This window comes from Candidatus Palauibacter sp. (genome assembly GCF_965261555.1).
In the GTDB taxonomy this organism is placed as follows: Bacteria; Gemmatimonadota; Gemmatimonadetes; order Palauibacterales; family Palauibacteraceae; genus Palauibacter.
Window position 1 is genome coordinate 2,767,570 of sequence record NZ_OZ253465.1, and the last position, 24,941, is coordinate 2,792,510.

General features: G+C 70.7%; 31 protein-coding genes. 28 read left to right on the forward strand and 3 right to left on the reverse strand.

All coding sequences use genetic code 11. From position 1 onward, the window contains the following. Positions 1-147: 147 nt before the first annotated feature. From ACQY5G_RS11900 to secG, 17 genes are all read left to right on the forward strand, one after another. A complete protein-coding gene (locus tag ACQY5G_RS11900) occupies positions 148-1,593 on the forward strand; it encodes a leucyl aminopeptidase (RefSeq protein ID WP_428274242.1) in 1,446 nt (481 codons plus the stop codon). After that, positions 1,590-3,443, forward strand: a complete 1,854-nt coding sequence (locus ACQY5G_RS11905; protein WP_428274244.1) for a Plug domain-containing protein — start codon at positions 1,590-1,592, stop codon at positions 3,441-3,443. The genes ACQY5G_RS11900 and ACQY5G_RS11905 overlap by 4 nt, the downstream gene beginning before the upstream one ends. Positions 3,444-3,474: 31 nt before the next feature. Continuing rightward, positions 3,475-4,356 (forward strand): YicC/YloC family endoribonuclease, encoded by an 882-nt coding sequence (locus ACQY5G_RS11910; protein ID WP_428274246.1) that lies wholly within the window; start codon positions 3,475-3,477, stop codon positions 4,354-4,356. Then, positions 4,353-5,009, forward strand: coding sequence for a guanylate kinase (gene gmk / locus ACQY5G_RS11915; protein WP_428274248.1), 657 nt, complete (start codon positions 4,353-4,355; stop codon positions 5,007-5,009). The genes ACQY5G_RS11910 and gmk overlap by 4 nt, the downstream gene beginning before the upstream one ends. Positions 5,010-5,100: 91 nt before the next feature. After that, a complete protein-coding gene (locus ACQY5G_RS11920) occupies positions 5,101-5,322 on the forward strand; it encodes a hypothetical protein (protein WP_310758955.1) in 222 nt (73 codons plus the stop codon). A gap of 16 nt (positions 5,323-5,338) precedes the next feature. Beyond that, positions 5,339-6,556, forward strand: a complete 1,218-nt coding sequence (coaBC, locus tag ACQY5G_RS11925; protein ID WP_428274250.1) for a bifunctional phosphopantothenoylcysteine decarboxylase/phosphopantothenate--cysteine ligase CoaBC — start codon at positions 5,339-5,341, stop codon at positions 6,554-6,556. Further along, positions 6,553-7,347, forward strand: coding sequence for a uracil-DNA glycosylase (locus tag ACQY5G_RS11930; RefSeq protein ID WP_428274251.1), 795 nt, complete (start codon positions 6,553-6,555; stop codon positions 7,345-7,347). Before coaBC ends, ACQY5G_RS11930 begins: the two co-directional genes overlap by 4 nt. After that, positions 7,340-8,725: a replicative DNA helicase gene (gene dnaB, locus ACQY5G_RS11935; RefSeq protein ID WP_428274253.1), complete on the forward strand. Its 1,386-nt coding sequence runs from the start codon at positions 7,340-7,342 to the stop codon at positions 8,723-8,725. The genes ACQY5G_RS11930 and dnaB overlap by 8 nt, the downstream gene beginning before the upstream one ends. Then, entirely contained in the window at positions 8,725-9,453 is a 729-nt protein-coding gene (gene ispD, locus ACQY5G_RS11940; RefSeq protein ID WP_428274255.1) for a 2-C-methyl-D-erythritol 4-phosphate cytidylyltransferase, read from the forward strand. Before dnaB ends, ispD begins: the two co-directional genes overlap by 1 nt. Before the next feature lie 97 nt (positions 9,454-9,550). Then, positions 9,551-10,135, forward strand: coding sequence for an L-threonylcarbamoyladenylate synthase (locus ACQY5G_RS11945; RefSeq protein WP_428274257.1), 585 nt, complete (start codon positions 9,551-9,553; stop codon positions 10,133-10,135). Beyond that, on the forward strand, positions 10,132-10,620 hold the full coding sequence (locus ACQY5G_RS11950; protein ID WP_428274259.1) for a low molecular weight protein arginine phosphatase: 489 nt from the start codon (positions 10,132-10,134) through the stop codon (positions 10,618-10,620). The genes ACQY5G_RS11945 and ACQY5G_RS11950 overlap by 4 nt, the downstream gene beginning before the upstream one ends. After that, positions 10,617-11,504, forward strand: a complete 888-nt coding sequence (locus tag ACQY5G_RS11955; RefSeq protein WP_428274261.1) for a shikimate dehydrogenase family protein — start codon at positions 10,617-10,619, stop codon at positions 11,502-11,504. The genes ACQY5G_RS11950 and ACQY5G_RS11955 overlap by 4 nt, the downstream gene beginning before the upstream one ends. Beyond that, on the forward strand, positions 11,501-12,313 hold the full coding sequence (locus ACQY5G_RS11960; RefSeq protein ID WP_428274263.1) for a ComF family protein: 813 nt from the start codon (positions 11,501-11,503) through the stop codon (positions 12,311-12,313). The genes ACQY5G_RS11955 and ACQY5G_RS11960 overlap by 4 nt, the downstream gene beginning before the upstream one ends. A 25-nt stretch (positions 12,314-12,338) precedes the next feature. After that, positions 12,339-13,367: a type I glyceraldehyde-3-phosphate dehydrogenase gene (gene gap, locus ACQY5G_RS11965; RefSeq protein WP_428274265.1), complete on the forward strand. Its 1,029-nt coding sequence runs from the start codon at positions 12,339-12,341 to the stop codon at positions 13,365-13,367. Positions 13,368-13,387: 20 nt separating this feature from the next. Next, complete coding sequence (locus ACQY5G_RS11970) at positions 13,388-14,578, forward strand: phosphoglycerate kinase (RefSeq protein ID WP_428274267.1); 1,191 nt, start codon at positions 13,388-13,390, stop codon at positions 14,576-14,578. Next, positions 14,575-15,351, forward strand: coding sequence for a triose-phosphate isomerase (tpiA, locus tag ACQY5G_RS11975; protein ID WP_428274269.1), 777 nt, complete (start codon positions 14,575-14,577; stop codon positions 15,349-15,351). Before ACQY5G_RS11970 ends, tpiA begins: the two co-directional genes overlap by 4 nt. Before the next feature lie 63 nt (positions 15,352-15,414). Continuing rightward, positions 15,415-15,873, forward strand: a complete 459-nt coding sequence (gene secG, locus ACQY5G_RS11980; RefSeq protein WP_428274271.1) for a preprotein translocase subunit SecG — start codon at positions 15,415-15,417, stop codon at positions 15,871-15,873. A gap of 25 nt (positions 15,874-15,898) precedes the next feature. Here secG and ACQY5G_RS11985 read toward each other — a convergent pair whose 3' ends face one another. Then, positions 15,899-16,549 (reverse strand): ribonuclease H family protein, encoded by a 651-nt coding sequence (locus ACQY5G_RS11985; RefSeq protein ID WP_428274273.1) that lies wholly within the window; start codon positions 16,547-16,549, stop codon positions 15,899-15,901. Between the two features lie 92 nt (positions 16,550-16,641). Between ACQY5G_RS11985 and carA the strand changes: the two genes are divergently transcribed. From carA to ACQY5G_RS12000, 3 genes are all read left to right on the forward strand, one after another. Beyond that, complete coding sequence (gene carA, locus ACQY5G_RS11990) at positions 16,642-17,778, forward strand: glutamine-hydrolyzing carbamoyl-phosphate synthase small subunit (RefSeq protein ID WP_428274275.1); 1,137 nt, start codon at positions 16,642-16,644, stop codon at positions 17,776-17,778. Between the two features lie 75 nt (positions 17,779-17,853). Then, complete coding sequence (sppA, locus tag ACQY5G_RS11995; protein WP_428274277.1) at positions 17,854-18,753, forward strand: signal peptide peptidase SppA; 900 nt, start codon at positions 17,854-17,856, stop codon at positions 18,751-18,753. A 63-nt stretch (positions 18,754-18,816) separates the two neighbouring features. Further along, the gene (locus ACQY5G_RS12000; RefSeq protein WP_428274279.1) at positions 18,817-19,107 is read left to right on the forward strand and encodes an HU family DNA-binding protein; all 291 of its coding nucleotides are present in this window, start codon (positions 18,817-18,819) and stop codon (positions 19,105-19,107) included. A gap of 15 nt (positions 19,108-19,122) precedes the next feature. Here the strand turns inward: ACQY5G_RS12000 and ACQY5G_RS12005 are convergent, their stop codons facing one another. Continuing rightward, on the reverse strand, positions 19,123-20,295 hold the full coding sequence (locus tag ACQY5G_RS12005) for a pyridoxal phosphate-dependent aminotransferase (RefSeq protein ID WP_428274281.1): 1,173 nt from the start codon (positions 20,293-20,295) through the stop codon (positions 19,123-19,125). Positions 20,296-20,402: 107 nt separating this feature from the next. Between ACQY5G_RS12005 and ACQY5G_RS12010 the strand changes: the two genes are divergently transcribed. The 8 genes from ACQY5G_RS12010 (at position 20,403) to dcd (ending at position 23,998) form a co-directional block, all read left to right on the forward strand. Beyond that, a complete protein-coding gene (locus ACQY5G_RS12010) occupies positions 20,403-20,678 on the forward strand; it encodes a hypothetical protein (RefSeq protein ID WP_428274283.1) in 276 nt (91 codons plus the stop codon). Continuing rightward, positions 20,675-20,929 (forward strand): MoaD/ThiS family protein, encoded by a 255-nt coding sequence (locus ACQY5G_RS12015; protein WP_428274285.1) that lies wholly within the window; start codon positions 20,675-20,677, stop codon positions 20,927-20,929. Before ACQY5G_RS12010 ends, ACQY5G_RS12015 begins: the two co-directional genes overlap by 4 nt. A 4-nt stretch (positions 20,930-20,933) precedes the next feature. Next, positions 20,934-21,425, forward strand: a complete 492-nt coding sequence (locus ACQY5G_RS12020; protein WP_428274287.1) for a molybdenum cofactor biosynthesis protein MoaE — start codon at positions 20,934-20,936, stop codon at positions 21,423-21,425. A gap of 79 nt (positions 21,426-21,504) precedes the next feature. Further along, positions 21,505-21,627 (forward strand): hypothetical protein, encoded by a 123-nt coding sequence (locus ACQY5G_RS12025; RefSeq protein WP_310785432.1) that lies wholly within the window; start codon positions 21,505-21,507, stop codon positions 21,625-21,627. Between the two features lie 112 nt (positions 21,628-21,739). Further along, on the forward strand, positions 21,740-22,720 hold the full coding sequence (gene moaA / locus ACQY5G_RS12030; protein ID WP_428274290.1) for a GTP 3',8-cyclase MoaA: 981 nt from the start codon (positions 21,740-21,742) through the stop codon (positions 22,718-22,720). Beyond that, on the forward strand, positions 22,720-22,962 hold the full coding sequence (locus ACQY5G_RS12035) for a hypothetical protein (protein WP_428274292.1): 243 nt from the start codon (positions 22,720-22,722) through the stop codon (positions 22,960-22,962). The genes moaA and ACQY5G_RS12035 overlap by 1 nt, the downstream gene beginning before the upstream one ends. A 125-nt stretch (positions 22,963-23,087) precedes the next feature. Then, entirely contained in the window at positions 23,088-23,348 is a 261-nt protein-coding gene (locus ACQY5G_RS12040; RefSeq protein WP_428278690.1) for a DUF423 domain-containing protein, read from the forward strand. A gap of 95 nt (positions 23,349-23,443) precedes the next feature. Continuing rightward, positions 23,444-23,998: a dCTP deaminase gene (gene dcd / locus ACQY5G_RS12045; protein ID WP_428274293.1), complete on the forward strand. Its 555-nt coding sequence runs from the start codon at positions 23,444-23,446 to the stop codon at positions 23,996-23,998. Here dcd and ACQY5G_RS12050 read toward each other — a convergent pair. Continuing rightward, positions 23,995-24,855, reverse strand: a complete 861-nt coding sequence (locus ACQY5G_RS12050; protein WP_428274295.1) for an alpha/beta fold hydrolase — start codon at positions 24,853-24,855, stop codon at positions 23,995-23,997. The genes dcd and ACQY5G_RS12050 overlap by 4 nt on opposite strands. Positions 24,856-24,941: the final 86 nt, after the last annotated feature.

Consider the following 24,941-nt stretch of genomic DNA (forward strand, 5'->3'; position numbering starts at 1 on the left):
GAAGTCGCGGAAGGGGCCGGGGCCCGCCGCGTCCGGCGCCGGCCAACACGCCAACGGAAGCGGGCCGCAGGCCTCAAGGGGGCTGCCGAGCCCGCTTCTTTCGTAGCGGCAAGGGTTGAGACAAGAGTCGAGGCAAGGAAGGTGTCGGTGGAGATACGCTCGGGGATACCGGTCGAACGGGAACTGGATGCTCTCGTCATCCCGTGGTTCGATGACGCGGCGGCGACGGGCGAGTGGTGGGAAGGCGCGGCGACGGCGTGGCTGGAGAGCCGTGGGGGCTCCGGGGAGGCGTCGGGCTGGGTGCGGCTCGGAGCCGTCGACGCCCCCGATGTCTTCGTCGTTCGCCTCGACGCCGGAGCGCGGCCGACGGAGGAGTCGTGCCGGCGGGCGGCGGGGGCGGGGGTCCGGGCAGCTCGCGAGCGCGGGCTCGGGTCGGTCGGGTTCCGCGTGCCGGAGACGGCGGACGGCGCGGCGTGGCAGGCGTCCGCCGAGGGGCTCTCGCTCGGCGACTGGCGTTACGACGGACTCCGCGACACGGAGGGCCGCGCCGCCGCCCCGGAAGATCGGGTCCTCATCGCCGCGGGCGAGGCCGGCCGGGAGGCAGAAGCCGCGGTGCGGCGGGGCTGCGTGCTCGCCGAGGCGCAGAACGCCACGCGCGAACTCGTGACGCTCCCGGGCAACGTGGCGACCCCGCGCTACCTCGCCGCGGAGGCGGAGCGGCTGGCCGGGGAATACCGCTTCCGGGTCGACGTGTGGGACCGGGAAAGGCTGGAGGAGGAGGGATTCGGGGGACTCCTCACGGTGGCCCGCGGGTCCGTCGAGGAGCCGCGCTTCATCGAGATGGAGCACGAGGGGTCGGGCGGAGACCCCGTCGTCGTCGTCGGCAAGGGCGTGACCTTCGATGCCGGAGGGATCTCGCTCAAGCCCGCTTCGGGCATGGAGGACATGAAGTACGACATGGCGGGCGCCGCGGCCGTGTTCGGGGTCATGATCGCGGCTTCACGCCTCGAGATCCCGCAGCGCGTGATCGGTCTCGTGCCCGCGACGGAGAATCTGCCGGCGGGGGATGCCGTGAAGCCGGGGGACGTGATCCGCGGACTGTCGGGCAAGTCGATCGAGGTCATCAACACGGACGCGGAGGGTCGCCTCATCCTGTCGGACGCGCTGACGTACGCGCAGCGGCTGGACCCGGTGGCGATCGTCGACATGGCCACGCTGACCGGGGCCTGCGTCGTCGCCCTCGGCCATCACGCGGTGGCGGTGCTCGCGAACGACGACGACATCGCGGACGAGCTGTCGGAGGCAGGCGAAGCAACGGGGGAGCGGACGTGGCCTCTGCCGCTGTGGAAGGCGTATCGGGCCCAGCTCGACTCCGATATCGCGGACATCAAGAATATCGGCGGCCGGGGCGCGGGTACGATCACCGCGGGCTGGTTCCTGCGCGAGTTCGTGTCGGACGACGTGCCCTGGGCCCACCTCGACATCGCGGGCACGGCGTGGGCGAAGGAGGCGCGCGGCTGGCAGCCGAAGGGAGCCACCGGGGTCGGAGTCCGGCTCGTACACGAATGGCTGCGCGTCCGCGAGCGAGGGTGACGAAGATCTTCGTCCGCGCCCCAGGAGTTTTCCGCGGGCTGCTCGGCGCGCTGCTGCTCACGGTTGGGAGCGTCTCGGCGGCGCACGCCCAGGATCCGCCGATCCCGGACAGTCTGGAGATCGTGCCCGACTCGGTCCTCGCCGCCTTCGCCGACAGCACGCCGGGACGGACGCAGAGCTTTCCGGAGCGGCTGACGGGGCTGCGCGGTCCGACGCACGAGATCTTCGACTGCGACCGGGAGTGCGTGCACGCGTCGCCCTCGTTCAGCCTCCTCGAGCTCCTCCTCGAGCACGTTCCGGGCATCACGGCCGTTCGCGGCGAGTTCTTCCAGGGGCCCCACCACGCCTTCGACGGCGGCTTCGGGCCGGGGTTGGTGGCCCTCTACGTCGACGGCCGCGAGATCCTCTCCCTCTCCCGGGCACAGGCGGACCTCCGGCGCGTGTCGCTCAACTACGTCGATCGGGTGCGTGTGTATCGCGGCGCGGACGGTCTCGTCATAGACGTGGATCTCATCCGCCACGACGGAGTCCAGGCCTACTCCCGCGTGAGCGGGCTGACCGGGGACCCGCGCTCCGAGATCCTGGACGCCGTCTTCGCCAACTCGCTGGGCGGCGCGTCCAACGTCGAAGCTTCCTTCGAGCGGTACGACGTGCGGGACCGGCAGAACGACCAGAACCGGTTCGCCGTACAGGGCCGCTTCTCGTGGATGCCGCGCTCGAACGACTTCGGGATGCAGTTCGAGTATCGCAACGAGACGATCGAGCGCACCGGGCTCGACACGCTGCACTTCTCGCGCAGGGAGCTCGTGCTCCGGACGCGGGCGAACCTCGGGGAACGGGCCCAGCTCGAGGCCTACGGGCAGGCCACGACCTTCACGGACGTCGTCGACAACCTCCCGGACAGCATTTCGCCGCCGCAACGGGGCGCGGATGGCGTCGGCCTGCGGCTTTCGGCGCAGCCCGGGTCGGGTGGGATCTCGATGGGTCTCCGCTTCGCCGGGCGCGACCCCTACGCATCGCGCCTCGCGGATCTCTCCGCCTGGCAGCCCATCGGTCCCTTCGCGCTCGAGGGAGGAGCCGAACTCGCGAGCTGGAACGAGTTCCCGACGAAATCCTGGCGGGCCGGGGCGGCCTTTCGCGATACGCTCCTCTTTCCGATCGAGTTGAGGGCGTTCAAGGCGGAGGGAACGCGAGGCGTCGGCTTTCCCCAACACCCCATGCTCGACACGCTCCCGCTGTCGGAATTCCTGCCCGCGGACACTGTACGGTTCGACTCCCGCGGCGCCTCGGCGGCCCTCGCGCTCGGGCCTTTCAACCTCTCCGGCCGCTACTCGGAGCAGTGGATGGACCGGCAGGTCGGCTTCGGCGCCCCCTTCGACCGTCTCGTCGTCGCGGACTCCGCGGAGGTGGACATCACCTCGCTGGAACTGCGCTTCGATGGGCCGGTCGTGCCCCTCGGCGTGCTGCTGCGGGGAGTGGAGCCGATCCGCCTGCGCGCTTCGTGGCGAAAGTTCGATTCCCGCGGCGGAGAGACGCTCTTTCTCCCCGAACGCCTGTTCCGCACGGAGCTGTACCTTTACGACACCTTCTTCGACGAACACCTCCGGATCTGGGTGTCCGTGTTCATCGATCGTCGCGGGACGCGGCTCGTCCCGGTCCCCGGCTCGCCCGATCCGGTGATGCTGGAAGCCGACAGCTGGATGGGCGGACACCTGATGTTCAAGATCGCCGACTTTCGGTTCTTCTGGCGGTTCGGCAACCTGGGTGCGGACCGGATCGGAGATTTTCAGGGCGCGCACTTCCCCCGGCAGCTCAACGTGTTCGGTCTGCGCTGGGAGTTCTTCAATTGATCGGCCGGGCGCCGCGCCGGGAGATGTCGAAGTGATTCGCAGCATGACCGGTTACGGGTCGGCGACCGTGACGCGGGAGGGCGGCACGGTCACGGTCGAAGCGCGCTCGGTGAATTCCCGGGGGCTGAAGGTCGTCGTGAAGGCGCCCCCCGGGCGCGAGGCATGGGAAAGCGAGCTTCGCGCCCTCGCGGAATCCCGGGCCCGCCGCGGCCGCCTGGACCTCTTCGTCCGCGTAGAGGGCGCGTCCGACGCGGGAGGCGCGAGCCTGGACGAGGCACGCGTGCAGGAAGTGCTCGATGCGTGCGCACGGCTTCGGGATGACTTCGGCGTTTCCGGCGATCCGGACATCGCTTCGCTGCTTCGCGTGGGCGGCATCTTCCGGAAGGCGGGTGGCGAGGGCGCGGAGTTCGTGCCGGAGACGGAGGATGTGAAGGCGGCGGCGGCGGACGCGCTCGACCTTCTGGTGGAAATGCGGGACCGGGAAGGGGCCCGGCTCGAAGTCGACCTCCGGGGACGGCTGACGGGAATCCGGGAGGCGGTCGATGGCGCGGAGGCCTTGGCGCCGGAACGGCTCGAACGCGAGCGGCGCCGGCTTCGCGACGCGGTCGCGGACCTCGCCGGGAAGGGCCTGGATGAGGATCGGCTGACGCGCGAGATCGCGCTCATTGCGGACCGGTGGGAGATCAGCGAGGAACTCGTGCGCGCCCGCTCGCACGTCGAAGCCTTCGAGGAGTTCCTCGAGGCCCCGATCGACGAGCCCGTTGGGCGGCGGCTCGGCTTTCTCGTTCAGGAGTTGCAGCGCGAGGTCAACACGCTGGGCGCAAAGGCGAACGACTCCCGAATATCGAGACTCGTGGTGGAAGCGAAAAACGAGATCGAGAGGCTTCGGGAGCAGGTGGAAAACGTCGAGTGACCCCCGCGGCAGCCGGGTCGCGCACCCTCTTTCCCGTCATCCTCGCCGGACCTTCCGGGGCGGGGAAGACGACGATCCGCGATCGGTTGCTCGCCGAGGCCGGCTCCCCCGGCTTCCATTTCTCGGTCTCGATGACGACACGGGCGCCGCGTGCGGGGGAACGCGATGGGGTGGACTACCGGTTCGTCTCGCGTAGCCGGTTCGAGGCGCTGGTGGACTCCGGGGCGATGCTCGAGTACGCGACCGTCCACGGCGCACGCTACGGGACGCCCCGTGACAACCTCGACCGGGCGCGGGCAGCCGGCGCCCATCTCCTGCTCGACATCGACGTTCAGGGGGCTCGGCAGGTGTGGGAGGCCGTGGCGGAGGTCCTCTCGATCTTCATCGTCCCGCCCACCGCGGAGCGGATCGCGCGGCAGCTGCGGGCGCGGGGCAGCGAAAGCCCGGAGCAGCTCCGGCGCCGGCTCGCGAACGCCCGATCGGAGCTGGAGGCCGCGGCGGAGTTCGATCGTCTCGTCGTCAATGACCGGATCGAGGACGCCGTCGCCGAAGTGTCGGCGCTCGTGGAGAAGGGGCTCGTACGGGACCGCCGCCTCGGAGCGGCGGAGCGGCGATACGTGAAGCGCATCATCGGCGAGTTGGATGCCGTCTGACGCATGTGGTAGATTCCTGAACGCGGTCCGGCGAGGGACCGCGACACCGAAACCGAATGCGCTGGACCGTGATGGTCGAGGGAGAGATGGAATGAAGGTGTTTACGCCGGACGCCGTGGCGAAGGCGGCGACGAACAAGTACCTGGGCGTCCTCGTCGCCGCGAAGTATGCGCGCGAACTCAACGCCCTCCCGCTCGAACGCTCGCCGTACGGCGCGGAGAAGCTGACGACGGTCGCGGCGGACGCGCTGACCTCGGAGGAGAAGAAGCTGCAATACCGGCTGGTCCGGGCGCGCCCCACCCTCATGCCCTAGCGCGCCAGGCACTTCCGTGCGGCCCTTCGACGGTCGTCGCGTGCTGCTCGTCGTATCCGGCGGGATCGCCGCGTACAAGAGCGCGATCCTCACCCGCCGCCTGATCGAGGCCGGGGCCGGGGTCGACGTCATCCTGACCGCCGCGGCCGAGCGCTTCATCGGACGCGTCACCTTCGAGGGGATTACGGGCCGGCCCGTACACGCGTCGCTCTGGGACCGGCCCATGGCGCACCTGGATCTCGGGCTCGAAGCCGATGTTGTCGTCGTCGCGCCCGCGACGGCCAACCTCATCTCCAGGCTCGCGGCCGGCGCCGCGGACGACCTGGCGGCGACCGCCGTGCTGGCATCGCGCGCACCGGTCATCGTCTGCCCCGCGATGAACACGCGGATGTGGGAGCATCCGATCACGCAGGCGAACGTCGCGCGGCTCGTCGACGTCGGATACGGGATCGCCGGGCCGGCCGATGGTCCGCTCGCGGAGGGGGAGAGCGGGCCGGGACGGCTCCTGGAGCCGGAGGAGATACTGCCGCGCATCGGGCGAGCGCTCGAGACGGCCACCGGTCTGCGCGGACGGAAGATCGTCGCGACGGCGGGGCCGACGAGAGCCGCGCTGGATCCCGTCCGCTTCATCTCGAACCGCTCGTCGGGCCGCATGGGGTTCGCGCTCGCCGAGGCCGCCTGGCGGCGCGGGGGCGACGTCACGCTCATCGGCGGGCCGGGCCGGCTGCCGCGACCCCCGGGGCCCGACGTGGTGGAGGTCGAGACGGCCGGCGAGATGCTGGCCGCCCTGGAGACGGCGTTGACCGATGCGGACATCCTTCTGATGGCTGCGGCCGTCGGCGACTTCGAGCCGACCCGCGCGGCGGACTCGAAGATCAAGAAGGGGGACGGGGCGGAGAAGGAGTTCGAACTCACGCTCCGGGCGGGCCCGGACCTGCTGCTCGAGACGCGGGCTTTCCGCGAACGGAAGGGAATCTTTACTCTGGGGTTTGCGCTCGAGACGGAGGACCTTCTGGCCCGCGGACGGGAGAAACTCGAGCGGAAGGGCATGCACCTCGTCGCGGTGAACTCGGCGGTGGAGCCCGGCGCGGGATTCGAGTCGGAGACGAACCGCATCACGTTGATCGACCGGAACGGCGGGGTCGAGGAGTTGCCTTTGGCGAAGAAGACGGAGTTGGCGGACACACTGCTCGACCGGGTCGAAGCCTCGATCCCGGCGGTCGCCGAGAGGTGAGCCCGCCGGATGCCGGGGGCCGGAAGCTCGCTCGCGCCTTTCTCAAGCAGACGCTCGCCTCGGAGGGCAGCGCGCTCATGCTCGAGCACGCGACGCGCGAAGAGGTCTTGCGCCGCCTGGCGTCCGCCGGGCGCGTGCCGCACGCGGCCGCCGCGCCTCCCGCGGACGGGGACGCGAGCCCGGCCGCCGCGGTGACGCGGTCGGAGATCGCCGAGGCGCCGGATCTGGAGGCGCTGGCCGCGCTCGTCGCCTCCTGCACCCGCTGCACGCTCCACGAATCGCGGAAGAACCCGGTCTTCGGCGAGGGGGCGGCGAACGCCCGCGTCGTGTGCGTGGGGGAGGCTCCCGGGAAGCACGAAGATGAGACCGGCCGCCCCTTCGTGGGCCGCGCCGGCGGCCTGCTCGACCGTCTGCTGATGTCGATCGGGCTCCCGCGGACGTCCGTCTACATCTGCAACGTGCTGAAGTCGCGGCCGCCCCGGAACCGCGACCCGCTTCCCGATGAGGTCGCGGCCTGCGCTCCCTATCTCCTGCGGCAGCTTGCGCTCATCGAACCCGAGGTGATCATCGCCTTCGGCGCCTTCGCCGCGCGCACGCTCCTCGAAACCAAATCCGCGCTCGGCCGGCTCCGCGGCACCGTGCACCGCTATTCCGGGTACCCCGTCGTCGCCACCTATCACCCCGCGGCGCTGCTCCGGAACCCCGGCTGGATCCGGCCGACGTGGGAGGATCTGCAGATCGTGCGCCGCATGCTCGACGGCGTCGGAGATCGCGAGGCCCGCAGTGGTTGAGACGGCGATCAGCCTCCCCAGCGACGAGATCGAGGCCCGGCGCACGCCCTGGTCCGAGGAGGCCGAGATCTCGGTCCTCGGGGCGATGCTCATCGACGGCGACGCCGTCGCCATCGCCCTCGAACGAATCGACGATTCCGCCTTCCACCGGGAGGGCAACCGCCGGATCTTCCGCGCGATGGTACGCCTGTACGGGCGCGGCGACGTCATCGACGCCGTCACGCTCGCCGACGAACTGCAGACCGCGGCGGAACTCGATGCCGTCGGGGGCATGGCGTACCTCGCGAAACTCGTGGACGCGGTGCCCACCGCCGCCAACATCGCCTACCACTGCCGGATTCTGCGCGACAAGACGGTGCTTCGGCGGCTCATCTCCAGCGCCACCGAGATCATCCAGGACGCCTACGAGACGGGATCGGGCGAAGTCGACGAGACGCTCGACCGCGCGGAGCAGAGGATCTTCGAGATCTCGCAGGCAGAGCAGCGCGGGACCTTCGTCCGCATCAAGGAAGTCCTGCGCTCGACGATGGACCGGATCGATGAACTCGTGCGGAACCCGGGCTCGATCACCGGCGTCGCATCCGGATTCCCCGATCTCGACCGGATGACGGCGGGGTTCCAGCCGGCCGACCTGGTCGTCCTCGCCGGGCGCCCCTCCATGGGCAAGACGGCCCTCGCGCTGAACATCGCCCAGCATACGGCGATCGGCGAGGATGTTCCGGTGGCGATCTTCTCGCTTGAGATGTCGAGAGAGTCGCTCGTCCAGCGGATGCTGAGTGCGGAGTCCAAGGTGGATTCGAGCCGGATCCGGACGGGGCGACTGACGTCCGACGACTTCACGCGGCTGGCGAGCGGAGCCGGACACCTGAACACGGCGCCGATCTGGATCGACGACACGCCCGCGATCTCGCCCATCGAACTCCGGGCCAAGGTGCGGCGTCTGCACGCGGAAGTCGGCGTCGGGCTCGTCGTGCTCGACTACCTGCAACTGATGTCCGGCGGCGCGCGGGTCGAGAACCGCCAGCAGGAAATCAGCGCGATCTCCCGGTCGCTCAAGGCGATTGCGAAGGAGGTCGGCGTGCCGCTCCTCGCGCTCTCCCAGCTCTCGCGGGCGCCCGAACAGCGCGAAGGGAATCGTCCGCGGCTCTCCGACCTGCGCGAGTCGGGCGCGATCGAACAGGATGCGGACGTCGTCCTCTTCATCTTCCGCGAGGAGATGCACCGCAAGCCGGAAGAGGTGGAGGAACGGGGATTGGCGGGGAAGGCCGAACTCATCGTGGGCAAGCAGCGCAACGGGCCGACGGGAACCGTCGAACTCTATTTCCACAAGGCCTTCACGGCGTTCGAATCCGTGAGCCGCCGTCCGGAACCCGACTAATGCCAGTGGGAGGCCCGGCGGCCGCCCGCGGCGTCGGCGCCGTCGTCGTCGCGGCGGGGCAGGGACATCGCTTCGGCGCGTCGCGGCCCAAGCAGTTCGTCGACCTCTGCGGCATGCCGGTTCTCGCCTGGTCCCTGCGGACGTTCCTGAACCATCCCGGCATCGACCGGGTCGTGGTCGTGCTCTCGCCGTCGCGGGCGGCCTCGCCCCCGCCATGGCTTCCGGACGGCGTTCTCGTCGTGCCGGGCGGGGTGTTTCGGGCCGATTCCGTGCGCGCCGGCGTCGAGGCGCTGGCGGGGGAGGTCGAGACCGTGCTCGTGCACGATGGGGCGCGACCGTTCGTGTCGGCCGCGCTCGTTTCCCGCGTCGCGGAAGGCGCTCGCGCCGGCCCGGTGGTGCCGGTGATCGCCGTGGAGGACACCGTGAAGCGCGTGGACGAGGGAGGCTGGATCGCCGGGACCGTGCTGCGCGAGCGACTCCGCCGCGTGCAGACGCCACAGGGGTTTCCGGCGGCGGTACTGAATCGTACGCACGCGATCGACGATGCGGGCGCCTGGGAAGCGCAGGACGCCGCCGCCATGACGGACGACGCGCTGCTCTGCGAGAAGCTCGGCATCGACGTTGCGACCGTGGAGGGAGATCCGGTGAACCTGAAGATCACGACGGCGAGCGACCTCTCGCTCGCGCGCGCCATGGTTGAGACCGGGTTGATCGCCGCGGGGAACTAGTGGGAGACAGGGGGGAAGGGTATCGACGTGGTGAAGTGGCGCGAGTGGACAGGCGCTTCGGAGGCCGCCGGGCGGGGCCGGGCGCTGGCGACGGACGATGAAGCGTTCGACCGGGCGGCGGCGCTGCTCGACGGGGGGGGGGGTCGTGGCGCACCCGACCTCGACGGTGTACGGGCTGGGTGGCCGGCCGTGGCCGGAGGTCGACGCGCGGATCGCCGCGATCAAGGGTCGGCCGCCGGGACCGCTGATCCGGCTCGCCGCGAGCCGCGACGCGCTCCGCGAGGCGCTGCCCGGGGCCCGGTGGACGGACGCCGCGCGCCGGCTCGCCGATGCCTTCTGGCCGGGACCGCTTACTCTGGTGCTGGAGGACGACGGCGACACCGGCGTTGCCGTGCGCGTCGACCCCCATCCGGTCGTGAGACGCCTCCTCGATCGCGCCGGCGGGCTGTTGACCTCAACCAGCCTGAACGCGACGGGGAGACCTCCGGCGAAGACGGGTGCTGAGGTTCGCGCCGTCCTGTCGGAGGTCGGGTCCGAGGGGGGAACCGTGGGTTGGCTCGACGCGGGCGATCTCGCCGGCTCGACCCCGTCGACGCTCGTGCGCGTGACGGGGGACGCCGTCGAGATTCTGCGGGAGGGCGCCGTGCCGGCGGCGGATGTCACCCGGACCCTCTCGCCATGAACCTCCTCTTCGTCTGCACCGGAAACATATGCCGCAGTCCGCTGGCCGAAGTGATTGCGCGGGCGGAGGCCGCCGCGCGGGGCTGGGCGGAGGTCTCCTGCGCATCGGCGGGCACCTTCGCGTTTCCCGGCCAGCCGGCCTCGGGTCCCGGGATCGCGGTCGCCGCCGCTCACGGGCTCGACCTCGCGGGACACCTTTCCCGGGAACTCTCGCTCGAACTGCTCGAATGGGCGGATGTGATCATCGGCATGGAGGCGTCGCATGCCCAGGCGGCGGCGCGGCTGGCTCCGGATGCGGCGGTTCACGTCATGACGGATTTCCTGCCCGCGGGTCACGAACGGAGCGCGGGCGGGGTCCCCGATCCGTACGGCGGCGATCTCGAGACGTACGAGGCGACGCGGGCGTTGCTGACGCAGGCCATGCGGGGGTTCTTCGACGCGCTCGATGAAGACGAAGGGGGAGGACGCGAAGGGTCGGGGTCGTGACGCTCCGCTTCGCGCTCCTTGGGGATCCCGTGCGGCACTCGATCTCGCCCGCGATGCACCGGGCGGCCTTCGACGTCCTCGGACTCGACGCGGAATACACCGCTCGGCGAACCGCGCCCGACGAGGTCGGACCGGTCATGCGGAGCGCGGACCTGACGGGCGGAAACGTGACGCTCCCGCACAAGCTCCGGGCGGCGCGGGCGCTCGCCCGACCGAGCGCGGCGGTCCGGGCGACCGGGGCGTGCAACTGCTGGTGGCGACGACCGGATGGCGAACTCGCGGGCGACAACACCGACGTCGGCGGGCTCCGCACCGCCCTTTCCCGCTTCGGCTTCCAGCCGCGGGGCGCGCGCGTGCTCCTCCTGGGCGCCGGGGGCGCGGCCCGCGCGGCGGTCCACGCCCTGCTCGAAGGCGGGACGTCGTCCGTCGAGGTCCTCAACCGGACGCCGGCGCGGGCACGCGCCCTGCGCGACCGGGCGCTGGCCCACGCGACCGACGCCGACCCTGCGGCCGACGCGGTGCACGTGGTCGCCGCGCCGCATGCCGGTGCCACGTACGATCTCGTGCTGAATTCCACGAGCCTCGGACTCTCTTCCGGGGATCCGCTCCCCCTCGAGCTGGTTCGGAACGCGGTCGGCGCGCGGTTCGGCGCCGCCTTCGACATGGTCTACGCGGCCGGAGAAACGGCGTGGGTTCGACACGCCCGTGCGCTCGGAATCCGGGCCGTGGGCGGACTCGACATGCTCGTGGGCCAGGCGGCGCTCTCGCTCGAGCGGTGGTTCCCCGGCCGCCCGGCCCCGTTCGAAGTGATGCGGGAGGCGGCCGTGGCTGAACTCCGGAGTCGGCCGGAGCCGGAACCCGCGGACGGATCGAGCGCCGCGTGAGGGCCGTGGCGTGCGCCGGCCGGCTCCGTCTCGTGCGCCGAGCGGCCGCCGCGGCCTTCGACGCGCTCGTGCCCGCGGCATGTGTGGGGTGCCGCCGCGGCGTCGCTCCCGATGGCCCGCCGCTGTGCGGCCTGTGCCGGTCGCGACTTCCCCGGCTCGCGAGTCCCCGCTGTCCTCGCTGCGCTCAGCCGCTCGGCAACATCGCCGCGGCGGCCGGGGAGCTGGTGCCGTGCGGCACGTGCGAGGAGTGGCCCGACGTCCTGGTGGCGGCCGACGCGCCCTTCGTTTTCGAAGGCCTCGCCGCCCGGACGGTGCACGCCCTGAAATACGACCGCTGGCGCGCCCTCGCCCCGTGGATGGCCGCGCGCATGGCTCCCGGCGCCGAGGCGATGGCGTCCCGGATCGGCGAGGGCGCGTCCTGGCTGGTCCCGGTGCCGCTCACGCCCGCCCGGCGGCGGGAACGGGGATTCAACCAGGCCGCGGAACTTGCCCGCGTGCTGGCCGACCTCGGCGTCGGGCCGCTGGGGCCGTTCCTCGATCGCCGTCCGGGCGGCGGTCGTCAGGCGGGCGTCCGCGGGGCTCTGCGCCGAGCGAACGTACAGGGCCGTTTCCGGTTGCGCGCCGGCCTCCCGGACGAGCGCGGTAGCGCCATGATCGTCGATGACGTGCTCACGACCGGAGCCACCGCGATCGCCTGCGCCGAGACGCTGGCCGAGGCTGGATTCCACAGCGTGGCCACCGTTAGTTTTGCGCGCACCTTGCGTCCCCTGGACGGGGACGAATCGCCGACCGGGGCACTTCGCCCCTAGCCAGTTTCTCCCGAGAGGAATCCGAATGAGTGTGAGGGTTGCCATCAACGGTTTCGGCCGCATCGGCCGGAACATTCTCCGCGCGGCGCTTCAGGACCCGCGCGGGGACCTTGATTTCGTCGCGATCAACGATCTCACGGATGCGGCGACGCTCGCCCATCTATTCAAATACGACTCCGTGCACGGGCGCTTTCCCGGCAACGTGCGCGTGGACGGCGGAGAACTCGTCGTGGGAGAGGAACGCGTGCGCGTGTTCTCCGAACGCGACCCGGCCGACCTCCCGTGGGCGGAGCTCGACGTGGACATCGTGATCGAATCCACGGGCATCTTCCGCAAGCGGGAGGATGCGACCCGGCACCTGCGGGCCGGTGCGAAGAAAGTCCTCATCTCCGCGCCCGGCATCGAGCCGGACATCACCCTCGTCCTCGGGGTGAACGCGCACGAGTACGACCCGGCGAAGCACGACGTGATCTCGAACGCGAGCTGCACGACCAACTGCATCGCTCCGGTCGTGAAGGTTCTGCTGGACCGCTTCGGCTTCAAGCGCGGCCTGATGACGACGGTCCACGCGTACACGAACGGGCAGCAGCTCCTCGACCTCCCGCACAAGGATCTGCGGCGCGCCCGAGCCGCCGCGGTCTCGATCATCCCCACGACGACGGGCGCGGCGAAGGCCGTGGGTCTCGTTCTCCCGCAGGTGAAGGGGAGGCTCGACGGGATGGCGATGCGCGTCCCGACTCCGGACGTGTCGATCGTGGACCTCGTGGCGACCGTGTCGCGGGAGACGTCGGCGGGCGAGATCAACGCCGCCTTTCGCGAGGCGGCGGAGGGACCGCTCGACGGCGTACTCGAATACACCGAGGAACCGCTCGTATCCATCGACTTCACGGGACACCCGGCGAGCGCGATCGTCGACGCGCAATCGACATCGGTCATGGACGGCACGCTCGTGAAGGTCATCTCGTGGTACGACAACGAGTGGGGGTATTCGAATCGCCTCGTCGACCTGGCGAGTTTCGTCGGAGAGCGTCTGCCCACCGCCGTCGGGGCCTGAGCGGCCCGGCCCGTCCCTTCGTGACCCGAACGCTGCGCGACCTCCCGGCCGGACTGGCCGGGAAGCGGGGACTCGTGCGGGTGGACTACAACGTGCCGCTCAACGCCGGCCAGGTCGCGGATGCGACGCGGATCGAAGCCTCGCTGCCGACGCTCCGGTGGTTGCTGCGGCATGACGTCCGGCCGGTGCTGCTCTCTCACCTGGGCCGACCGGGCGGGCAGCCGAACCCCGCGTTGTCGCTCGCGCCCGTGGCCTCGGCGCTCGCCGGCCTCCTCGAAGCCGAAGTCCTCTTCTCGGCGCCGTGCGACGGAGAGGAAGCGCTCCGCGCCAGCCGCGAACTGGGGACCGCGCAGGTGCTCCTCGCGGAGAACACGCGCTTCCTGCCTGGGGAGACGGCGAACGACCACGCCCTCGCCGGCCGGCTCGCCCGGCTCGGCGACTTCTTCGTCAACGACGCGTTCGGCACGCTGCACCGCGCGCACGCCTCGACGACCGGCGTGCCCGCGCTCTTGAGCCTTTCCGCCGCGGGGTTGCTCGTCGAGCGCGAACTCGAGGCGCTGGGCGCGCTCGACCGCCCGGGCCGTCCCTTCATCGTCGCCTTCGGGGGCGCCAAGATCGGCGACAAGATCGAACTCATGCGCCGCTTCGTGGAACGGGCCGACCTGATCCTCGTGGGCGGCGCCATGGCGAACACCTTCCTCCGCGCACAGGGCATCGAGACCGGGATTTCGCTCGTCGAGGAGGAAGCGCTCGATCTCGCCCGGTCGATCCTGGTCGCCGGAGGGGAACGGATCCGGCTGCCGACGGACGTGACGGTCCTGGACCGGTCGGGCGGAGAGAGCGTCGAGAACGTGGCGGTCGGCGCGATCGAGCCGGAGATGGCCGCCCTGGACATCGGGCCCGAGTCCCGCGCCCGCTACGCCGACGCGTTGCGCGGGTGCGGGGCATTCTTCTGGAACGGTCCCATGGGCCTGTTCGAGGATCCGCGGTTCGCGGCGGGCACCTTCGCCGTCGCCGAAGCCGCCGCGGAGGCGACGGCGGCGGGCGCGTTCACCGTCATCGGGGGCGGCGACTCCGCAGCCGCCGTTCGTCAGGCCGGGCTTCGCGACCGCGTATCGCACGTCTGCACCGGCGGCGGCGCGGCCCTCGAGTACCTGTCGAGCGGGTGCCTGCCCGGACTCGACGTTCTCATCGAAAGGACACGCTCGTGAGTCACCCGCCGAGTCAGCCGCGCACCCCCGTATTCGCCGCGAACTGGAAGATGTCCCACGGCCCCACCGAGACCGGGGCGTTCGTGGAGCGGTTCACGGCGCGCCACAGCCGCCGCAGCGACGCGACCGTGGTCATATTCCCCCCCGCCATCAGTCTGGCGGCCTTCGCCGCGGCGGCCTCGGACCGCCCGGACCTCGAGTTCGGCGTGCAGGACGTGCACACCGAACTCGAGGGCGCGCACACAAGCGGAATCTCGGCGGCCATGGTCCCGGCGACCGGCGCCACCTGGGCGCTGGCGGGCCACTCGGAACGCCGGCGGGAGTTCGGCGATACCGATGCGGACGTGGGACGCAAGCTCGTCCGCATCCTGGAGGCCGGGCTCCGGCCCGTTCTGTGCGTGGGCGAGACCCTCGAGGAGCGGGAGTCCGGACGGCTCGCGGCCGTCCTCGAAACGCAGATCCGGGAAGCGATCCGCCCTCTCGACCGTGAGAGCCGAGCCGGCCTCGTCTACGCCTACGAGCCCGTGTGGGCGATCGGCACCGGACGCACGGCGAGCCCCGCCGACGCCGCCGAGGCCCACGCCATCGTGCGCGAGCAGTTGGCGCGTGCCGAGGGCTGCGATGCCGAGCGGACGGCGATCCTCTACGGCGGGAGCGTCAAGCCGGCCAACATCGAGGCGCTTCTCTCGGGCCCCGGCGTGGACGGCGTGCTCGTGGGCGGCGCGAGTCTCGACCCCGACAGCTGGGCCGCGATCTGCGCGGCGGGCGGGTAAACTGGCCCCGTCCCGCCGGCCGCTCTACCTTAATCCGCCGATCCAACCAATAGCGGGTAGACGATGTTCACGTTCCTGATCGTATTGATATCGCTGATCGCGCTCGTGCTGTGCGTGATGATCCTCCTCCAGTCCGCGAAGGGCGGCGGGCTCGCCGCGTCCTTCGGCGGCGCCTCGTCCTCCACGGACTCCTTCATGGGAGGTCGCCAGGCGGCCAACGCGCTGACGAAGATGAGCTGGTACGGCGGGGGGAGTTTCCTCTTCCTCGCGCTCGTGCTGACCGTGCTCTCCGCCCGTCCGGATACGGCGCCGGAATCGATTCTGCGTCAGGGACTTCCCGGTCAGCAGAGTCTCCCCGAAGCGCCGGCTTCGCTGCTGGAGGCGCCGCCCGACCTCGGAGAAGGCGCGGCCCCGTCCGACGATGCGGCTGCACCCGGATCGGAGGAGGGCGCTGCCGTTCCCGACGGGACGGACGGCGGGGAAGGGGATCCCGGTTCCGGGAGCGGGAACCCCGGTTCGTAGCCGGAACCCCGATTCGTAGCCCGTCTCAGTCCCCGGCGGCCCTCTCGGGAGCGGGCGGCCGAGGGTCCTCCGTGAACGCGTCACTCGGCAGATCCAGGAACTCGACGAACTTCTCCCTCTCCTGCTCCGCCGCGAGCCAACTCTCGAACCCGGACGGGACGAGTCCGTCGGTCCCGCGCCGCTCCCGCGCCGCCGTCACCGCGAGGTGATCCGCGTAGGAGTTCTTCACGTCGTCGGCGTGTCCCCGGGTCCAGCGCCACTCGACGCGATGCCGCGCCGCGACCCGCACGAGTTCCCGCCACAGGTCGAGGTTCTCGATCGGCCCGCCCTTCCGCCGCCAGCCGCGCCGGGCCCAGCCGTGGACCCACTCCTTCATCCCGCGGACGAGATACTGGCTGTCGCTCGTGAAGACGACGCGACACGCCCGCCGCAGCGCGCCCAGCCCGACGATGCCGGACGTGATCGCCATCCGGTTGTTCGTCGTGTCCGGATCGAAGTGGGCGAAGTCCCGCCGGTACCAGCCGCCGCGCTCGTCGAACCGTTCGATGAGACCCGCGGCCGCCCCCGGGTTCCTGCGATTCTCGAACTGGTTGCCGAGGCAGGACTCGTCGGCGAAGATATGAACGAGCGGAGCATCGGTCCCGCACTCCCGCCCGGATCCGGAGTCGGTGGTCAACGCGCCTCCCGCGGCTTGGGTTCGCCGGGCACGCGGGCCGCGAGCCGATGCCCGGGTCCCCGCACCTTCAACCGCCACATTGGACGCGCCACTTGAGCGAGACGCAAGCACGCCCCGGATACCTCCTGCTCGAGGACGGCCGCCGATTCGGCGGCGCCTACGTGGGCCCCGAGACCGAGACCGCCGGCGAAGCCGTCTTCACGACGGTGATGACGGGATACCACGAGGTGCTCACGGACCCCTCGTTCGCCGCGCAGATCGTCGTCATGACCGCGCCCATGCAGGGGGTGTACGGCATCCGCCGTCCCGACGTGCAATCGCGGCGGCCCTGGGTCGCGGGCTTCGTCGTGAGGCACCTCTCGCACGAGATCGGGTCCGGCCCCGCCGATTCCACGCTGCCCGAGTACCTCGCCTCGCACGGGATTCCGACGCTGATCGGCGCGGACACCCGGGCGCTGACGCGCCACATCCGCGATGCGGGCGCGATGCGGGCGGTCATCGCGCACGAGGGCGTGGCGCCTGAGCGGGCCGCCGAGCGCCTCGCCGCCGAGCCGGAGATGTCCGGCCGCGACCTCGCGACCGCCGTCTCGACCCCCGAACCGTACGAACTCGGTCCGCTCGGCGACTCGACCGAGCGCGGTCTCGTCCTCTGCCTCGACTACGGAGTGAAGACGCGCAGCCTCGACCTCTTCCGCCGCGAGGGATACCGCGTGCGCGTCGTCCCGTGCGACACCGACGCCGACGCGCTGCTCGCCGCCCGCCCGGACGGCGTCTTCGTCTCGAACGGACCCGGCGATCCGGAAGCCGTACCGGGTGCGGTCGAGCGCATCCGCACCCTGAGCGACGCCGGCGTCCCCCTGTTCGGCATCTGCCTCGGACACCAGCTGATCGCGCGCGCCTTCGGGGGCACGAACTACAAGCTGCCCTACGGGCACCGGGGCGGGAATCACCCCGTACTCAACCATGCCACGGGCGCCGTGGAGATCACCTCACAGAACCACGGCTTCAGCGTGCTCGAAAAGGGCGGACGGATCGAGGGCGGCGAAGATCTCGAGATCACCCACCGGAACCTGAACGACGGCACTGTGGAGGGGCTGGTCCACCGCGAGCGGCCGGTCTTCGCGGTGCAGTACCACCCCGAATCGGCTCCCGGACCCCACGACAGCCGGTACCTCTTCAACCGCTTCGTCGAGACGATGCAGAGTCACGGCAGCCCCGTCCCGGGTTGATCGCGCGGCGATGTGTTCTCTAGGTTGCGGCGGGCCTTCGCCCACGGATCCACACTTCACGGACCGTCGCGCCACGTGACCTACGATAAGCGAAACACGGTGATCGCCTTGCTGGCGCTGCTCAGCCTCTTCGGCGTGGGTGCGATCCTCTCCATCTGGTGGACGGTGGGGAATACGTCGTTTCTCGCGGGCGGGCGGGTCGCGGTCGTCCCCCTGCGGGGCGTGATCGAGGACGAAGCGGCGTTCACGAAGGCGCTCGGCGGTTTTCGCGAAGACCCCGGCGTGCGCGCGTTCGTGATCGAGATCGAGTCCCCCGGAGGCACGGTGGGGGCCTCGCAGAGCATCTTCGAAGCCATCCGCGAACTGCGGGACGACGACGACCGGCCCGTCCTCGCCTGGATGGGCGATGTGGGGGCCTCCGGCGGATATTACGCCGCGATCGGGGCCGACAGCGTGTACGCGCTGCCCGGCACGATGACCGGATCCATCGGCGTCATCATGGAGTTCCCCAACGCCGAGGAACTCTTCCGCAAGGTCGGCGTCGACTGGGAGGTCGTGGCGAGCGGCGAGCACAAGGATCTGGGCGGCCTGGCCCGCGCCCTCTCTCCCGAGGGCCGCGAGATCCTCGAAGACGTCGTGGGCGACGTACACGAGCAGTTCGTCGAGGTCGTGTCCGAGAACCGGAACCTGGATCGGGAGACCGTCCTCGGGCTGGCGGACGGCCGGGTCTTTTCGGGCCGGCAGGCGAACGAACTCGGACTCGTCGACGGCCTGATGACGCTGTCCGAGACCATTGCGCTCGCCGGTCGGATGGCGGGTCTGGGCGCGGATCCGACGATCGTGCGGCCGCGCGAACCGACCCTCAGTCTGTTCGACCTGCTCGGCGGGCTGAGCATCGGTGACGCGCGGGCGTGGCTCGGGTCGCTGGCGCCCCTGCGTCCCGGCGCGCCGAGACTCCTCTTTGAACTGAGATAGCCGCTCCCGTCCCGGAGCGGATCGCCAATAGACAGGATCGCAAACGCTCGGAGGAGAGGGAGAATGACGAAGGCGGATCTCATCGAACAGGTCCACGAGGCCATCGGCCCCGGCGTGACCAAGAGGGACTGTGCAGCGGTGGTCAACGCGTTTCTGAACGCGGTGAAGGGAGCCGTCGTGCAAGGCAACCACATCGAGATTCGCGGCTTCGGCACCTTCAAGGTTCGGGAGCGCCGGACCCGGATGGCGCGCAACCCGCGCACGGGAGATCCGGTCCGCGTGCCGAGGAGGAAGGTGCCCGTCTTCAAGCCCTCGCGTCTGCTGCGCGACGAGGTGGCGTCGAGCCTCGAGTGAGCCGGGGCGGACGGGTCAGCCGAAGAAGCCGGCGATCCGTTCCAGTCCCTCCTCCAGGACTTCCCGCTCCACCGCGAAGTTGAAGCGCAGGTGTCCCGGAGAGCCGAACGGCTCGCCCGGCATGCACGCCACCTGCGCGTCGGCGAGCAGCCGCTCCGCGACATCGAGCGACGCGGCGCCGCCGTCGGCGAGCCGCGCGTAGAAATACAGGGCGCCGTCGGGCGGGAAGGCGTCGATCCCGTCGATCTCCGCGAACCTCGCGAGCCCCAGTTCCCTGAGTCCCGCGAGCCTGGACAGGAGATCCTCGACGAACGCCTCCCGGTCAGCGCTCTCGCCGAGCGCGGCCGTGGCGGCGTGCTGGGAGGGGCCGACGGCCCCGGAGGTCGTCTGTCCCTGGAGATCGGCCATCTTCCGGACGACGTCCTCCGGCCCCACCGCGTACCCGATGCGGAACCCCGGCATGCAGAACGCCTTCGATACGCCGTCGAGCAGGATCGTCCTCTCCCCGCGTTCCGCGATGTCGAACACGGACGGGGACGGGGCCCCGTAGGCGAGCCGCCGGTAGATCTCGTCCGAGAGCACCCAGATCCCGTGCCGCTCCGCCCAAGCCAGGATCTCGCGCAGAAGATCCGGCGGGATGACAGCGCCGGTCGGGTTTCCCGGGCTGTTGAGCATGAGCCCCCGGGTGCGCGCCGTGCGGGCGGCCTCGAGGTCCTCGACCGTCGGCACGAACCCGCCCTCCCACGTCGTCTCCACGATGACCGGTTCCGCCCCCGCGAGCCGGACGATCGTCGTATAGCTCGGCCAATACGGGGAAGGCACGAGCACCTCCTCGCCGCCGCCGAAGAGGGCGTAGCAGCAGTTGAAGAGCGACTGCTTCACGCCCGCGCTCACGATCACGGAGCCCGGATCCACCGACTCGGCGGCCGTCGTCTCGCACAGATAGCGCGCGATCGCCTCGCGCAGTTCCGGCAGCCCCGACGTCGGGGGATATCCCGTCTTCCCCTCCTCGACCGCACGAATGCCGGCGCGGGCCGCGAAGGGCGGCGCGGAGTACTGCGGCTCGCCGGCCGAGAGGTCCACGACCGGAACGCCCGCCGCCCTCAGCTTCCGGGCCCGGGCGGCGAGCACCAGCGTCGCCGAGGCCTCGAGCCGGGCGACGTTCGGGGAGAACTGCGTAAGGGGCACGGTCAGGCGCTCTTGTCGAAAGGGGTGGGTCGGATTGAGAGAGGGCTGCTGCGCCCCTATCTTCGGCTGCTGGATGGTACGCGGGGAGAGACGATGACGACAGAGAGATGACGACAGAGACGGCAAGCGTGCTGGCCCCGGCGGATGTGTTGGCCGCGGTGCGGGATTTCTTTCTCGGGGACGACCGGATGGTCGACGCCTGGGTCGATACCGAGAGCGACACGCATATCGCCTTCTGCACCTTCAGGGGCAACCTCTCCGTTGCGGCCTTTCCGGATCCCGAGGGGCGCGATGGGACGCGGGTCCGGGTGACGACGCTGCGCGAAGAGGGGATCGTGCCGCGGCTCCTCGCCCACCTCCAGCTCGCGGGCGCGCGCCCATGACGGGCCGGATCTCGGTTCGCACCCTCTTTTTCGGCGTGTACGGCGAACTCGCCGCGCGCAGGGAGGGGTCGGCGGAACTCGCGGCGGACAGCACCGTGGCGGACCTCGTGGATAGCCTGCGCGGGCCCGGCGGCCTCGACTGGCTCCCGGAGAGCGTCGTCGTCGCCGTCAACCAGAATTACGCGGAGGCCGGCACGACCCTGTCCGATGGAGACGAGGTCGCGCTCATCCCTCCCGTGGCCGGGGGCTGAACCGATGTCGCGGGGGTCGGACGACCGCGTCCGGGCGTGGATCACCCGCGACAGTCTGGACGACTTCGCGCAGTTCGAGGATATTGTAGGGGAAGTCGGGTCCGTGGAGGACGGTGCGCTGCTCTTCTTTCAGGGGCGGGTTCGCCGCACGAACCGCGGTCGCGCGGTGTCGCGCCTCGAGTACGAGGCGTACGGGGAGATGGCGGAGCGGGAACTGTCCGCGATCTGCCACGAGGCGCTGGAACAGTTCGACGTGGGCTCCATCGCCGCGGCCCACCGCGTGGGCGGCCTCGGGCTGGGAGAGGTGAGCGTGGCGATCGCAGTCACGTCGGCACACCGCGACGACGGCTACCGCGCTTCGCGCTGGATTATCGAAACGATCAAGGTCAGACTGCCGATCTGGAAGCACGAGCACTACGAGGATGGCGAATCGCACTGGGTGGGAGCCCCGACGCCGGAAGCGGGGGCTTCGACCGGCGGTTCGCGGTTCGGCTAGGAAGGTCTGGTCAAGGGCGATCCGGTGGGTCCCGGGGCAGCCGGCCCCGGACGCGGGCGCCCAAATCGAGGAGGACGCCATGTTTAAGATGGTCCGCAACCTGTTGGTCGTCGCGATGATCGCAACGGTCTCGTTTGCCGGAGACTGTGGCGACGACGACGACAACATGATGATGCAGGAGGACGTCACGCTGATCGGCTAGCCGTCCCGGGCGAGGACTCCGCGCGGCGCGTCGGCTGCGCGGAGTCCCGCCACTCGCCGCTCCCGGCCCGGAGGGCGACGAGCTTCCCGCGCAAACCCTCACGAACGGTGCCATGAGAGATCAGTTCGGCCGCCGCATCCGGTACCTCCGGATCTCGGTCACGGACCGCTGCAATCTGCGCTGCACGTACTGCATGCCGGAGGAGGGGCTCGCGTGGATCCCCAAGCCGGAGATGCTCGCGTACGAAGAGATTGCCGAGATCGTGCGCCAGATGTCTGCGCTCGGGCTGGAGCGCGTCCGGATCACCGGGGGAGAACCGCTCGTCCGCAAGGACCTGCCGGACCTCGTGCGCATGATCGCCGCGGTCCCGGGCATCGACGACATCTCGCTCTCCACCAACGCCATCCTCCTGCCGCGTTTCGCGACCGCCCTCAGGGAAGCGGGGGTCGCGCGCGTGAACGTGAGCCTCGACACCCTCGACCGGGACGGGTTCGAGGAGATCGCCCGGCGGCCGGCGCGGCGTTTCGATGAGACGATGGAAGGCCTCCGTGCCGCCGAGGAGGCAGGCTTCGCTCCGATCAAGATCAACTGCGTCATCATGCGGGGCCTCAACGACCACGAGGTCGTCGACTTCGCCGAGATCACGCGCGAGCGGCCGTGGCACGTGCGCTTCATCGAACTCATGCCGGTGGGGGAGAACCTCCACCTCACCGACCGTTTCATCTCGACGGACGAAGTGCTCGACAAGATCCGCGCGATCGAGAATCTGATGCCGGACCCGGGACCGCGGGGGAACGGGCCCGCCGTCTACTACCGCTTCCCGGACGGCGCGGGGACGGTGGGCGTGATCACGCCCCTCTCCCACAACTACTGCGAACGCTGCAACCGGATGCGGCTGACCGCCGACGGGAAGCTCCGGACCTGCCTGTTCGGCGATCACGAGGTCGACATGAAGAGCCCGCTGCGCGAGACGGGCAGCATTGAGGCTGCGGTGGCGGAGGCGCTCGCCGGGAAACCGAAGCGCCATTACCTGGAGCTGGGCACGGCGGCCGGGAGCGGAGGGCTTGCGGCGCTGAGCCAGGTGGGGGGCTGATGACCTACGAGGAACGACTCCGACACCGGGACCTGATCGAGCGCGCGGCGGAGTTGCGCAGGCGGCTGGAACTCGAAGACGGCGATGCCCCCATGCGGCGCGAGGAGGGCCGGGAACTCGCGGCGATCCTGGAGGCGACGCTGAGCGAGATCGGCCCGGAGCGCTGGGACCGGGTGATGGAGATGGTCGCGAGCGAAGCCGCGCGCCGGGCAGGCGCGGCCCCGGCCCCGCTCTTCGACTGATCGGCGCCGGTTCGCCGCACCGCGGGCTCCTCGCGGCCGGGTTCCTGCTCGCGGGTCTCGGCGTCGTCGCCGGAGCGTTCGGCGCGCACTCGCTCGAAGGTCGCCTCTCCGCGGACGAACTCGCGATCTTCGACACGGCGGCCCGCTACCACATGCTGCACGCCCTCGGGCTCATCTTCCTCGGCCTTGCGGCGGCGCGCTGGCCGGGTGCGGGGTGGCTCCGCCCCGGGCTCCTGATGCTGTGCGGCACGGCGGTGTTCAGCGGCTCCCTCTACATCCTCGCCCTGTCGGGCGTGGGCTGGCTCGGCGCGATCACGCCGATCGGAGGCGTCGCGCTCATCGCCGCCTGGATCTGGGCCGGCTGGATCGCCCTCGCGCGTACCTGAGGCCCCGGCCCGGCGCCGCCCCTTGACGCCCGCGTAGGTTGACGCGGCGATAAACTGAACCGCGAGCGGCCGTCCCCCATAACCGAGAGGTCCGATTGGCGATCAAGAGCGACGGCTGGATCCGGCGGATGGCGCGCGAGCACGGGATGATCGAACCCTTCGCCGACCGCCAGGTCCGCGACGGCGTCATCTCCTACGGCGTGAGCAGCTACGGCTACGACATGCGCGTCGCCGACGAGTTCCGGATCTTCCACAACGCGCTCTTCCCGGTCGTCGACCCCAAGAAGTTCGACGAGCGCTCCTTCCTCGAGTACTCCGGGGACGTCTGCATCATCCCCCCGAACTCCTTCGCCCTCGCCCGCTCGATCGAGTATTTCCGCATCCCGCGGAGCATCCTCACCATCTGCGTGGGGAAGAGCACCTACGCGCGCTGCGGCCTCATCGTGAACGTCACGCCCTTCGAGCCGGAGTGGGAGGGACACGTGACGCTCGAGATCTCGAACACGACCCCTCTCCCCGCGCGGGTCTACGCGAACGAGGGGATCGCCCAGGTCCTCTTCTTCCAGTCCGACGAGGTCTGCGAGGTCAGCTACGCGGACAAGGCCGGAAAGTACCAGGGCCAGACCGGCGTCACGCCGCCTAAACTTTAGCAGCCCGGATCCGCGGACAGCCCGGTGGCGAGTTCGCCGAGGAGCCGGGCGAGGAGTTGGGGATGTTGTTCGGTCAGGACGTGGCCTCCGTCCCTGCACACCGTGAAGTCGCAGCCTAGGCGGGACGCGAGGCGCTCCACCGCTTCGACCGGGATCCTCGGGTCGTGCGCGCCCGTCACGACGTGCACGGCGATCGGGCGGTCGGGCATGCGGTCCTCCAACTCCGCCGGGCGCCAGTCGGCCAGGATGCGCAGTAGCGTCCGGGCGCGGCGCGGGCTCGCCCAGGGCCGTGCGTAGGCGGCGACCAGGTCCGAAGGGGCCCGAAAGGCGGGACCGCACGCCCTCCGCAGCACCAGGTGGCCGAGCGGCGCGTGAAGCGGCGCCAGCACGCTCCCGACGACCCGCCGCACGGCCGAAGACCGCAGCAACCGCAGCACCGCAGGGCTCCGGATCTCCGGCGTGACCGGATTCGAGAGCAGGAGTCCGCCGATCTCCGGCTCCGCCCGCGCGAGCGCGAGCGCGATCGCGGCGCCCTGGGAGTGCCCGGCGACAAGTCGCGGCCATGGGCCGTCCGGCGCGAGCGCTCGCACAAGCTGGCGAAGCCGGCGTACTTCGTCGTCCAGTGTGTACGAGAGCCCCGGCTGCGCGTCCGAGACGCCCCGGCCCGCGAGGTCGGGAAGCCAGCACTCCCACCCCCGGTGTTCCGCGGCGAAGCGTTCCGCGACGGGCCGCCACGCGCGCCCGTGGGCACTGATCCCGTGCAGGAAGAGCACAGGGCGTCCCTGCCCCAGAATCGCGACGCGCACCGTGCCGTCGCCGATCGCGACATTACGCTCCTCGGACCGCCTCCGACTCACTCGCATCCCCTTGCTTCCGAAGCCAAATACCGCTTGCCGGTGGTACCCCTCCGCGATACCTTCGCGGCGCGGGAAAGTGAAGAAAT